Below are 12314 nucleotides of genomic sequence, written 5' to 3'. Positions count from 1 at the left end.
GGGAGGATCACCGGATGGCACGCTTTCATGATTTGGAAGTCACCGATGTTCAAAAAACCATCCGCGATGCGGTGGTAGTGACGTTGAAGCCAGTGAATGGTTCAGCCGAAGAATTCGACTTCACTCAAGGTCAGTACCTGACCTTCCGCCGCAAATTCGACGGGGAAGAGCTGCGCCGGTCCTATTCGATCTGTGCGGGTAAGGATGACGGCATTTTGCAGGTGGGTATCAAGCGCGTGGATGGTGGCGCGTTCTCGACTTGGGCCAACACCGATCTTCAGGTCGGCGATACGGTGCAAGCGATGCCTCCGATGGGCAGCTTTCACACCGCAATCGATCCGACCGCCGAAAGGCAATATCTGGGCTTTGCAGGCGGGTCAGGCATTACCCCGGTTCTTTCGATCCTGAAAACCACACTCGCGCAAGAGCCACATTCCCGTTTCACATTGGTTTATGCCAACAAGGGCGTGAACACGATCATGTTTCGCGAAGAGCTTGAAGACCTCAAAAACCTCTACATGGGGCGCCTAAACGTCATCCACATTCTGGAAACCGACGCGCAAGAGATTGAGCTTTTCACTGGGCTGGTCACGCAAGAGAAATGCGCCGAACTGTTCGAGCACTGGATCGACATCCAGAACGTCGATACGGCCTTTATCTGCGGACCCGAGCCCATGATGCTGGGCATCGCCTCTGCGTTGCGCGCGCATGGATTGGAAGATGGGCAGATCAAGTTTGAACTGTTTGCAAGCGCGCAACCCGGTCGGGCCAAACGCAAGGTGAGCGGGTCGGGCACAGCGTCTCAGGCGAACCAGACCAAAGCTTCGGTCACCATGGACGGGGCAACGCAGACAATCACCATGCCCAAGGACCAATCGATCCTTGAAGCTGCCTTGGAGAACGCGATGGACGCGCCCTACGCCTGCAAGGCCGGGGTCTGCTCGACCTGTCGCTGCCGGGTGCTGGAAGGCGATGTTGAGATGATCGCAAATCATGCACTGGAAGACTACGAGGTCGAGAAAGGTTATGTCCTGAGTTGTCAGGCCTATCCGCTGACAGACACTGTGGTCGTGGACTACGACCAGTAGACGGAGAGAATGATGGCTGAAGACATGACAATCGAGAGTTATCTGGCAGCAGGTGGCGTACTGAGTAACCCGACCAATGTTCCGCCACGCTATCGCGCAGAGCTCATGAAGCTGATGGCGACCTTCGTGGATAGCGAACTGGCAGGGGCTGCGGGGTTTGCCGATATCATCAATCAGGGGCCTGGCATCAAGGAACGCATCGCTGCGGCAAAGATCGTGTTGGAAAAGACCGATAATGCGGATCGTGTTCTGAAAATCATGGGCGAGTTCGGGGCCAATACCGACCGCTATGCCAATCACCACCCTTGGACCACACGACTGGATCGCGATGCGGATATCGGGGCGACGCGGTCCGAACATGATATGCGCCTAGCGGTGTTCAACTATCCCATTGAAGGATGGGAGGATGCTGTGGTGATGAACTTGCTGATGAGTCAGGCTGTTGATGTTCAACTCGCCGAATTCTCACAGATATCCTATCAGCCTCTGGCCGAAGCCTTCCGCGACATCGCCCCAATTGAGGCACGTCATGGGGAACTTGCCGTTGAAGGCGCGATCAAGCTGATCGAACAGGGGAAGGCTGCTACGATGCAGGTCTCGGTCGATTATTGGTGGCCCCGCGTGGCGGCCAGTTTCGGCACCGGGGCTACGGATAGAACCGGCGCCCTCCGCAAGCTGGGGCTACGGCAGCTGACCGGGGTCGAGATGAAAGATCTTTGGATTGGCAAAGCGACCGAGCAAATCGCTAAACTAGGGCTCAAAGCACCCTAGCCTCTGAGGCTGGCTCTTGCGGCGAGGGAACTGCTGTATAACGACCCATTCATACGACAGAGGCTAATTAACTTTGAACCAAACCCTGCGTCAAAGACCGTTAACACCCGACAGTGTCAGATCGCTGACTAGCGCGGCGTAGTCGCTGCGTGCATTGGCATCCGCGCCAGCATTCCACATATAAAACCAGTTCAGCATCCCGAAGACGGACATAGTGGTTGCCCGAAGCTTGGCCGCATCATTCTTGAAAGTCGCGGGCGAAATGCTGGCGATGATGTCGCTGACGAACACAACCATATCTCGCTGATAGCCGCGCAGCAGTTTTTGCTGTTCCTCGGGCAACGCAGTCATTCCGCTGGTTTGCACACGGTGCTCATCATCCACACCCTGATAAGCCAGCAGGATTTCCAGCACCACGCGCCTCAGGCGATCTGCAGGCTCCAGCCCTTCAAGGCACAGACCACAAACCTGGTCACGAAGCTGCAGCAAGTAGCTGTTGAGCATGTCGAACAGAATGGCGTCCTTGCTGTCGTAGTAGTGATAGATATTGGCCTTGGATATCCCGCATTCCCGCGCCAGTTGGGACATCGACGCCCGATCAAATCCTTCCTGCGCGAAAACGCGTGCAGCGGATTTCAGGATACGGGTCCGTTTGTGGTCGTGGTCTTTTGCTATTGTGCGCGCCAAAACACTACACTCCGTCTCTGCGTTAACTGTCCCGATTATCGATCACGCGGCGGGCCTTGCCCTGGCTACGTTCGACCTCGCCCGGTTCGCCTATATCGATCTCGGTCGAGATGCCAACCACCTCTTTGATCCGTCGTGACAGCATCCGGGCAGCAGCGGTTTTGCTCAGTTCATCTGTCGCGTCCGGTGTCGCCTCGACATGTACGCGCATCGCGTCCATCCGACCGGCTTTGTAAAGCTCGATCTGGTAATAGGGTGCAAGGCCGCCCGTGGCTAGAACCTGCTCTTCGATTTGGCTCGGGAAGACGTTGACGCCGCGCAGAATGATCATGTCGTCCGAACGTCCGGTGATCTTTTCCATCCGTCGCATCGACCGCGCCGTGCCGGGCAGCAGCCGCGTCAGGTCACGGGTGCGATAGCGGACCATCGGAAGGCCTTCTTTGGTCAGCGTAGTGAAGACCAGTTCGCCAATCTCACCATCTGGTAGAACTTCGCCGGTCACGGGGTCGATGATCTCGGGATAGAAGTGATCTTCCCAGATTACCGGCCCGTCTTTGGTTTCAACACACTCATTAGCAACACCCGGCCCCATGATCTCGGACAGGCCGTAGATATCGACAGCATGCATGTCGAAGGCCTGCTCAACCTCGGCCCGCATCGAATCAGTCCAAGGTTCAGCACCAAAGACGCCGACGGCTAACGAGCATTCGCGTGGATCGAGGCCAATCTTATGATACTGCTCAAGAATGTTCAGCATGTAGGACGGCGTCACCATGATCCCGTCCGGCTTAAAATCGGTGATCAGATCTACCTGCTTGGCTGTCTGCCCCCCGCTCATCGGGACAACCGTGGCCCCCAGACGCTCGATCCCGTAATGCGCGCCCAAACCGCCGGTGAACAGGCCATAGCCATAAGCGTTGTGTACCATGTCACCACGGCGCAAGCCGCTAGCCCGCAAGGAGCGCGCTACCAGATCCGCCCAATTGTCGATATCGCCCTGAGTATAGCCCACAACGGTCGGCTTACCGGTGGTTCCCGACGAGGCATGGACACGGATAATCTGCTCGCGCGGGACGGCGAACAGGCCAAACGGGTAGTTTTCTCGCAAATCGTTCTTGTAGGTGAACGGGAAACGCGCCAGATCGCTCAGAGATTGCAGGTCATCCGGGTGCACCCCGGCCTCGTCAAACCGCTGCTTGTACATGGGTACGTTGTCATAGGCATGGCGGAGCGACCACTTGAGCCGATCCAGCTGTAGCGTGCGTATTTCATCAATCGAGGCGATCTCGATCGGATCAAGATCCGCCTTGTTCGGGGTAAGATCCTTCATGCAATCCCTCTCGTCTCAGGTCTCGTCAAACACCGGCCCTTTGACCGCGCGGGAAAAGCCCCGAAACTCTGCGATCTTTTGGCCGGTCTGGTTGGTTACGGTTACGTCATAAATGCCACTGCGCCCGGTCAGGCTTTGTTCTGTCGCGCGGGCCGTCAGTAGGTCGCCGGACTGTGCCGGGGCGATGAAACTGATCACGTTGTGCTGCGCGACCGTGGACTGGTTGCGGCTGTTACAGGCAAAGGCAAAGGCGCTGTCTGCCAGCATGAAAGTCACGCCGCCATGGCAGATACCGTGCCCATTGCAATGATGGTCAGCAACCTGCAACGTCAAAGTAGCCGTCCCTTCATCCACCTCTGCCAGTTCCATTCCTGCCCATTTCGAGGCATTGTCCCGGCCCCACATGGCCGCGGCTGCTTTCTGAGCGCGCTCCTTCGGCGTCATGTCATTCTCCCCGGAACTTCGGCGCGCGTTTTTCCAGAAACGCGGTAACGCCCTCGGCATAGTCTGCGCTTTCGCCACAGGTTTTCATCGCGTCAGCCTCAATTTCCAGATGATCAGTCAAAGTGTTCGTAACAGCCGCCTGAATCGTCTGTTTCGTCAAGCCCAGCCCCAGCGTCGGGCCATCGGCGAACTGTCCCGCCAGCGTGCGAGCCTCGGTCATCAAATCGGCGTCTGGGATTGCTTTCCAGATCAACCCCCAATCTGCGGCCTGTTGCGCAGGCAATGGCTGCCCGGTCAGGGCCAGCCCCTTGGCCCGCGCCTCACCCAACAGGCGCGGCAGATGCCAACTGCCTCCGGTGTCGGGGATCAGACCGACCTTGGAAAATGACTGGATGAACTTGGCAGATTCGGCAGCAAGTACCACATCACAGGCCAGGGCCAGATTCGCGCCAGCTCCAGCAGCGACACCATTGACGGCACAAACAACGGGAAACTCAAGCGAACGGATCAGGCGTACCAGAGGCGCATAAAACGTACGCACGGTATTACCCAAATCCGGCGGACCATCCATCGTTGCAGGGTTTCGATCCCCCAAATCTTGTCCCGCACAGAATCCGCGCCCGGCCCCGGTTAGCAACACAGCCCGGGCCCCTTGGTCGCGCGCAGCCTCAAGTGCGGCGCGCAGGGCATAGTGCATCTCATCGGTGAAACTGTTTAGGCGATCTGGGCGATTAAGTGTGATTTCAACCCATTGCCCCATATTCTGCGAAATAATCGTGTCGGACATACCCGGTTCGCTTTTCATAAGTTACAACAAACTTCTTGCATAAACCGAACGGTTGGTCAATAAATTCTCCAAGCGTTTGTGACTCGGCAGACTGGTAAGACTTGTTTAGCCCCTGTTGATAGTTACAAATCGAACCAATACCAAATCACGACTTGCGCTTTTGAGGAGGAGACCCGGTCATGAAATTCACCAAGTTCACAACACTGCTGGCGTCCGCAACACTTGCGGTATCAGGCACCATCGCCTTTGCGGCGGACTACACCCTGACGATTTCCAGCTGGGCACCGCCCACCCATGGCATAAACGCAAAGATGTGGCCCAAATTCGTCGAGATGGTAGAAGAGGCCACCGACGGACAAGTCACCGCGGAACTCAAACTGGGTATCGCTCCGCCGCCCGCACAAATGGACCTGATCATGGACGGCGCAGCCGATGCCTCGATCATCTTCCATGGCTACCAGCCAGGGCGCTTCGTCACCACAAAGTTGATCGAACTTCCGGGCTATGAAGGTTCGGCCGAGGATGCATCTGTTGCCTATTGGCGTGCCTATGATCAGCACCTCAAAGCCGCTGACGAACATCGCGGTGTGAAGGTAATCGCCCTGCACACCCACGGACCCGCGCAGCTGCATTCCAGCACGCCTGTGACTTCATTGGATGAAGTTTCGGGCCTGAAGGTACGTATTCCGGGTGGTGTTGGCGGCGACGTTGGCGCGGCGCTGGGTGCAACTGGCATTCAGGTGCCTGCCCCGAAAGTCTATGAAACGCTGGCGTCGAAGGCTGCTGACGGTGTTGTTATGCCGCTGGAATCTCGCAAGGGCTTCAAACTGACTGAAGTTGCGCAGAACGTCTATGAGATGCCCGGTGGCCTTTATCGTGGTTCATTTGCATTCATCATGAACGAAGACACTTTCGCTGATCTACCAGCAGATTTGCAGGCGGCGCTGGACGAAAAGGTATTTGGTGAACCGCTCAGCCGTGAGATCGGTAAAATCTGGGATGAGATCGACGCCACCGGTCGTGAAGCGACTGAAGCCACTGAAGGCAATGCCATCAACGCGGCCAGTGACGCGGATATGGAGAAATTCTCGGCCATCGCCGAAGACATCCGTGGCAAGGTTATCACTGAGGTTGACGCAACAGGCGTCGACGCCCAGGCCGCCTATGACATGATCAAATCGGAAATGTCCTCGAACTGATCCGACTGCGGGGCGGCCATCTGCGCCGCCCTGCCCCACCTTGCGCGAGTTTCCCATGACCCCGATAATCCAGCTTGTGCGCCGTGCCAGCGCCCTCCCCGTGATCGTGGCCTGTATTGCCTTGTTCATCCTGATGGTGATGACTTTTTGCGACGTTATCCTGCGCTCGGTCTTTAACGCGCCCATTGAGGCTGCAACCGAACTGACGCGCATTCTGATGGCCGTAATGGTGTTCTCGGTTCTCCCTATTGTCTCTACCACCAATGGCCATATCGCGGTCGACCTGACGGATGGGTTCTTTAGTCGCTTTCATCTATCGCGCGCGCGCGACGTTTTAATTTACGTGGTCAGCGGCATCATGCTGTTCTGGCCGGTACAGCGCGTCTGGGTTCTGGCCGAACGCGCACGAGATTATGGGGACGTGACCGAGTATCTCTCGATCCCTACCTACCTGATCGGCTGGTTCATCGCACTGTCCGTTGCCATCACCGCACTGGTGATGATCGCCACGGGATTGCTGAAAGCCTTTGCCCCCAACATTCTGTCGGAGCCCCTGCAATGACCGCTGCGCTGATCGGATTTGCAATTGTCTTGATCTTGGTGCTGGTGCGCCTGCCCATTGTTTTCGCCATGGGACTGGTCGGCACATTGGGCTTTGCCTACGAACGCGGCGGCTCGATTCTGTCCGAGCGCGGGTTGAAGGCTGCCATGTCCATGGTCGGCCGCCAGATCACCGATACCGCGCAGGATTATGGCCTGTCGGTCGTGCCATTGTTCATTCTAATGGGCCTGTTCGTAAACAAGGGCGGCATGGCACGCGAGCTTTATGCGGTTTCCAACGCTTTTCTCGGCCACATGCGCGGCGGCATCGCCATGGCGACCGTAGCAGCCTGTGGCGGGTTCTCGGCCATTTGTGGATCTTCACTGGCCACCGCTGCAACCATGTCCAAGGTCGCGATGCCGCAGATGCGCCGATATGGATATTCTGATGAGCTGTCGACGGCTTCAATTGCTGCAGGTGGCACACTTGGCATTCTGATCCCGCCATCGGTCATTCTGGTCATCTACGGCCTGCTGACGGAAACCTCGATCGGAAAACTGTTCATGGCGGGGATTATTCCCGGCATCCTGGGCATCCTCTTCTACCTCTTCGCAGTGCGCTGGACCGTCTGGCGCAACCCCGATGCCGGACCGGCCGGGGAGCGCGCCAGCTGGCCCGAACGTATCCGTGCGCTCGGTTCAGTTTGGGCCGTGCTGTTGCTGTTCTTTCTGGTGATCGGCGGGCTTTATGGAGCCTTCGACTTTGAACCCCTGAACCTGACTTTCTCACCCACCGAGGCCGCAGGCATGGGCGCTGCCGGTGCCTTCCTGATCGCCCTGTTTCGTGGTGGCCTGACAATCGGCTCAACCTTCGATGTCTTGAAAGAGACTTGTTTCACAGCATCCGCCTTGTTCGCAGTGCTTATCGGCGCGCAGATCTTTTCTAACTTCATCAATCTGGCCGGTTTACCAGAAGCGCTGATCGCGATGGTCACAGCGTATGACGTCGCCCCCTTTGTGGTGATCCTGATGATCCTTGGGATCTATATCATTCTGGGTTGCGTCTTCGAATCCCTATCGATGCTGTTGCTGACAGTCCCGATTTTTTTCCCGTTGGTTACGTCACTCGGCTATGACCCGATCTGGTTCGGCATCGTCGTTGTGGTAGTCACCGAAATCTCGCTAATCACCCCGCCCGTAGGGCTGAACGTCTTCATCCTGAAAGGCGTGGTTGGCGACGTCTCGACCGGCACCATCTTCCGAGGCGTCACGCCATTCTGGATCGCCGATATCTTCCGCCTCGCGCTGATCGTACTGGTACCCATCGTGGTTCTGTACCTGCCGCAGCAAATGGGCGCATTGGGGCACTAGACCCCACCTAGTCAAACAGGAGAACACCATGTCCCTGCATCAAATCTCCAGCTTTGCCGCTGGCACTTGGGTCGCGCCTGGCGAAGGCGCACGTACCATCGCATCCGCCATCACCGGCGCGCCGTTTGCCTCCGCTGGAAACGCGGCGCTCGATGTTCAGGCCATGCTTGATTTTGCACGCAATACCGGCGGTCCCGCCTTGCGCAAGCTCACATTCCATGACCGCGCGAGGATGCTCAAAGCCCTTTCACAAGAGCTTTCGGCACATAAACAGGCACTCTACGATCTGAGTTTCGAGACTGGAGCCACCCAAAAAGACCATCTGATCGATATTGACGGTGGCATCGGCACAATGTTCGTCTTCGCCTCTAAGGGTAGGCGCGAGATGCCGGATGCGCAGGTCTATCTGGACGGTGAAATCGAGCAACTTTCGCGCAACGGCACGTTTCTGGGGCAGCACATCTGCACCCCTTTGCTAGGCGTGGCGATCCATATTAACGCATTCAACTTTCCGGTTTGGGGAATGCTGGAAAAGCTGGCCCCAACACTGCTGGCAGGCGTCCCCGCCATCGTGAAACCAGCAACCAACAGCTGCTATGTCACCGAGTTGGCGGTTCGGATCATGCTGGACAGCGGTATCTTACCTGCTGGCGCACTGCAGTTGGTCTCGGGCGGATTGGGAGATATGCTGAATCACTTGGGTTGCCAGGATGTGGTCAGCTTTACCGGTTCGGCCAACACCGCGCTGTCGCTGCGCCAAACGCCAGCGATCCAGCAGAACTCGGTACGGTTTGTGGCGGAACAGGACAGCCTGAATGCCTCGATCCTCGGCCCGGATGCAGTGCCGGGCACGCCCGAATTTGATCTGTTCGTCAAGGAAGTTGCCCGCGAGATGACCACCAAGGCGGGCCAGAAATGCACGGCCATCCGTCGGATCATAGCACCCGAGGCACAGGTTAACGCAGTGATAGACGCGCTATCGGACCGGTTGGCCAAGATCACCATCGGCGACCCCCGGCAAGAGACCACGCGCATGGGCGCGCTGGTGTCGAACGGGCAAAAGGCGGATGTTTTGGAAAAAGCCAACCTGATCGGGCAAGAGGCTGAGCGAGTGTTCGGCAACCCCGATGCATTCGACCTGCACGGCCCTGAGACCGGAGCTTTTGTGCCCCCAATGCTGTTTCATTGTGCTGACCCTGACAACGCGCAGCGCGTGCACGACACCGAGGCCTTCGGCCCCGTGTCGACCCTCATGGGCTACCGCGATCTGGATCATGCGGTCGCGCTGGTCAATCGCGGTCAGGGGTCTCTGGTAACATCGCTGATTACCCATGATACCGACGTCGCGCGCGACGTGGTGATGGGGTCTGCAGCCTATAATGGGCGAATTTACATCAATGATCGAGATTCGATGGCGGAATCGACCGGGCATGGTTCACCTTTGCCGCATATGGTGCATGGCGGGCCGGGTCGTGCCGGCGGTGGTGAGGAGATGGGCGGCGTGCGCGGTGTGAAACACTATATGCAGCGCACGGCCATTCAGGGCTCGCCGCGGATGCTCAGCCGCATCGGCACCAAATGGGTGCCCGGAGCGCCTGAAATCAAAGGTCCAACGCACCCGTTCACCCGCAAGTTCGGTGAGCTGCAAGTCGGAGAGACACTGCACACCGCACCACGCATGATCACGCTCGACGACATCGAACACTTCGCCAACTTCACCGGCGATACGTTCTATGCCCATATGGATGACGACGCAGCGGCGCGAAACCCGTTCTTCCCCGGTCGTGTGGCGCATGGCTATCTATTGCTCAGTTTCGCAGCGGGACTGTTTGTCGAGCCGAACGAGGGGCCGGTGCTGGCCAATACCGGGCTGGACGGGTTGCGCTTTATGAAGCCCGTCGTTGCCGGGGACAGCATTAAGGTGCGCTTGACCGTAAAGCAGAAAACCCCACGCAATGACGATTATGGTGAGGTTCGCTGGCATGTGTCCCTGACCAATCAGGATGACGAACCAGTGGCAGAATACGAGCTTCTGACCATGAACGCGCGCTGAAGGGCTGCACATACGTGTTTTTCTTATTGGGTCTAATGAGTTAAACTGATCTCATGACCGAACAAAACTCGTGGTTCGAAACGGCTGTGGCCGAGTTGACGGACCCGCAAGACCAGCGGGTGTGGTCGATCATTGTCTCGCTGTTTGGCGACATGGCGCAGGAGCCCGGCGCGCAGATCTCGGGCGGGGCCTTGACCCGGATTATTGAACCGATGGGCATCAAACCCGAGGCGATCCGGGTCGCTCTGCACCGTCTGCGCAAAGATGGCTGGATCGAGAGTGATCGATTCGGTCGCGTGTCACGCCATGTACTGACCGAATATGGCCGCACCCAGTCGGCGGCCGTCACCCCGCGCATCTATGCCCGAGATCAGGATCCCATTGAGCTTTGGCACCTGCTGATTGCTGAAGACGGGTCCGGAACACCCGTGCTTGAAGACGTGATGCTTAGCCAAGACTATACCCCCATAGGGCGCAATGTGGCGATGGGCGCGGGCCCGGCTCCGGATCAGACGGACGGCTTGCTTGCACTGAACATATCCCCACAAACAGCCCCCAAATGGGTTCAGGATCGGTTGTGCCCGCCAGAGCTGCGCGCCTCGTGTCAGGCGCTTTTGACGGCGGTCCAGCGTGCCTCAGAATCACGTCCCGCAGCGTGGACAGCCACCCCCTTGCAAAGCGCGACTTTGCGCACATTGTTGGTACATCGATGGCGCCGCGTCGTACTGCGCCAGCCGGACCTGCCCTCGGCCTTCTACCCCCCGGATTGGGTTGGCCCCGCCTGTCGCGACAGCGTGTTCGGCCTGCTTGACCTCTTACCGCGTCCTTCGGCAGCCGTGCTGAGCGGAAGCGGTTGATAATAAAGCAGCCCCTCCCGGGGCAGCTACATAATCAGGTCTCAAGATGCGAGCACACACAATACGTCAGTGGGACCGGGCACACTACCCGCATTTATGAAAGCCATGGCGCAGTTTGCGCCTAAGCAATACCATCTCGTCATCAAAGCAACTGGAGTCCCATGATGTCGATCCTGCTGATGCTTGTCCTGCTGCCCGCGGCCTTCTTGCTGGGCATGTACCTATGGACCCGCCGCCTCACACGACAAGGAACCGATATGGTGCCGCAACTGGGTCAGATTGTGCCTGTTCAGGGCGGCAGCGTCCACTATGTTGAAAAAGGCGACCCAGCCAACCCGACCATTGTCATGATCCACGGCCTTTCGGGCCAATTGCAGCATTTCACCTACGCGCTGGTAGATGATCTTGCGCAGGATTATCACGTTCTCGCGGTCGACCGTCCGGGCTGTGGTTATTCCACCCGCGACGCGGCTCAACTGGCCACCTTGCCTGAACAAGCCCGCATGATTCACGAGTTTTTAAAGTCCAAGAACGTGGGCCAGGCCATATTGGTTGGCCACTCTCTCGGCGGTGCAGTGTCTCTGGAGATGGCTTTGGACTATCCCGACAACACTTCGGCTCTGGCGTTACTGGCTCCTTTGACACAACACATGCCCGAAACACCCGCCGTCTTTAAACCGCTGGAAATCCGTACCGAATGGCTGCGCAACCTCATTGGCCACACCATCGCTGTCCCCATGGCCCGCAAAACCGCGCCCTTGGTCCTGAAAGACGTCTTCGCCCCCGAGCCCGCACCCGCAGACTTTCTGGGCCGTGCCGGAGGTGCCCTAGGCCTGCGCCCATCAGCCTTCATCACCGCCTCACAGGACGTTATCGGGGTCGAGGCCAGCATGGGTACATTGGCCCAACGCTATGATAATCTGCACGTCCCCGGCAGCATCCTGTTCGGCAGCGAAGACCCGATCCTGTCAGCTGATATACATGGCGCAACAATGATAGAACACGGCCTAGGCTTTGAGGAATTGGAGCGCTGTGGCCATATGATCCTCATCACCGAACCCCAAGCCTGCGCGCGTTTCATCCGCCAAATTGCCAAGAGAACCTGTGCACCGACTGCAAAATAACCGCTCCTCTGACAGGGGCAGCCAAAGAATCTTCGCCAGCAGGCTTTTCCCTCTTGACCCTCC

12 protein-coding genes are annotated in these 12314 nt (G+C 57.8%); 8 read left to right on the top strand and 4 right to left on the bottom strand.

Going from position 1 to position 12314, the window contains the following annotated elements; genetic code table 11:
- Window positions 1-14: 14 nt before the first annotated feature.
- Both paaE and Q1B46_RS00430 read left to right on the top strand, forming a co-directional pair.
- Window positions 15-1088 carry a 1,2-phenylacetyl-CoA epoxidase subunit PaaE gene (gene paaE / locus Q1B46_RS00435; protein ID WP_299943371.1) on the top strand — a complete coding sequence of 358 codons (1074 nt, stop codon included), beginning with the start codon at window positions 15-17 and terminating at the stop codon, window positions 1086-1088.
- Between the two features lie 12 nt (window positions 1089-1100).
- Window positions 1101-1859 (top strand): Phenylacetic acid catabolic protein, encoded by a 759-nt coding sequence (locus Q1B46_RS00430; RefSeq protein WP_299943367.1) that lies wholly within the window; start codon window positions 1101-1103, stop codon window positions 1857-1859.
- Between the two features lie 90 nt (window positions 1860-1949).
- Here the strand turns inward: Q1B46_RS00430 and Q1B46_RS00425 are convergent, their stop codons facing one another.
- Genes Q1B46_RS00425 through paaG form a run of 4 tightly spaced genes read right to left on the bottom strand, consistent with a single transcriptional unit; the run spans window position 1950 to window position 5107 of the window.
- On the bottom strand, window positions 1950-2546 hold the full coding sequence (locus Q1B46_RS00425; protein WP_299943364.1) for a TetR/AcrR family transcriptional regulator: 597 nt from the start codon (window positions 2544-2546) through the stop codon (window positions 1950-1952).
- Window positions 2547-2568: 22 nt separating this feature from the next.
- Window positions 2569-3876 carry a phenylacetate--CoA ligase PaaK gene (gene paaK, locus Q1B46_RS00420; RefSeq protein WP_299943362.1) on the bottom strand — a complete coding sequence of 436 codons (1308 nt, stop codon included), beginning with the start codon at window positions 3874-3876 and terminating at the stop codon, window positions 2569-2571.
- A 15-nt stretch (window positions 3877-3891) separates the two neighbouring features.
- Complete coding sequence (paaI, locus tag Q1B46_RS00415) at window positions 3892-4320, bottom strand: hydroxyphenylacetyl-CoA thioesterase PaaI (protein WP_299667122.1); 429 nt, start codon at window positions 4318-4320, stop codon at window positions 3892-3894.
- Window position 4321: 1 nt separating this feature from the next.
- A complete protein-coding gene (gene paaG / locus Q1B46_RS00410; protein ID WP_299943359.1) occupies window positions 4322-5107 on the bottom strand; it encodes a 2-(1,2-epoxy-1,2-dihydrophenyl)acetyl-CoA isomerase PaaG in 786 nt (261 codons plus the stop codon).
- Between the two features lie 179 nt (window positions 5108-5286).
- Here paaG and Q1B46_RS00405 point away from each other — a divergent pair, with 179 nt between their 5' ends.
- The 6 genes from Q1B46_RS00405 (at window position 5287) to Q1B46_RS00380 (ending at window position 12251) form a co-directional block, all read left to right on the top strand.
- Window positions 5287-6306 (top strand): TRAP transporter substrate-binding protein, encoded by a 1020-nt coding sequence (locus Q1B46_RS00405; RefSeq protein ID WP_299667116.1) that lies wholly within the window; start codon window positions 5287-5289, stop codon window positions 6304-6306.
- 55 nt (window positions 6307-6361) lie between these two features.
- Window positions 6362-6868, top strand: a complete 507-nt coding sequence (locus Q1B46_RS00400; RefSeq protein ID WP_299943355.1) for a TRAP transporter small permease subunit — start codon at window positions 6362-6364, stop codon at window positions 6866-6868.
- Window positions 6865-8217 carry a TRAP transporter large permease gene (locus Q1B46_RS00395; RefSeq protein ID WP_299667111.1) on the top strand — a complete coding sequence of 451 codons (1353 nt, stop codon included), beginning with the start codon at window positions 6865-6867 and terminating at the stop codon, window positions 8215-8217. The genes Q1B46_RS00400 and Q1B46_RS00395 overlap by 4 nt, the downstream gene beginning before the upstream one ends.
- A gap of 28 nt (window positions 8218-8245) precedes the next feature.
- Window positions 8246-10270, top strand: coding sequence for a phenylacetic acid degradation bifunctional protein PaaZ (paaZ, locus tag Q1B46_RS00390; protein WP_299943351.1), 2025 nt, complete (start codon window positions 8246-8248; stop codon window positions 10268-10270).
- Window positions 10271-10323: 53 nt separating this feature from the next.
- A complete protein-coding gene (locus tag Q1B46_RS00385; protein ID WP_299943348.1) occupies window positions 10324-11127 on the top strand; it encodes a PaaX family transcriptional regulator C-terminal domain-containing protein in 804 nt (267 codons plus the stop codon).
- Window positions 11128-11291: 164 nt separating this feature from the next.
- A complete protein-coding gene (locus Q1B46_RS00380) occupies window positions 11292-12251 on the top strand; it encodes an alpha/beta hydrolase (RefSeq protein WP_299943345.1) in 960 nt (319 codons plus the stop codon).
- The last annotated feature ends 63 nt before the right edge of the window (window positions 12252-12314 follow it).

It is taken from the genome of uncultured Ruegeria sp. (genome assembly GCF_947500045.1).
In the GTDB taxonomy this organism is placed as follows: domain Bacteria; phylum Pseudomonadota; class Alphaproteobacteria; order Rhodobacterales; family Rhodobacteraceae; genus Ruegeria.
This window is presented reverse-complemented; position numbering and strand designations above follow the sequence as displayed.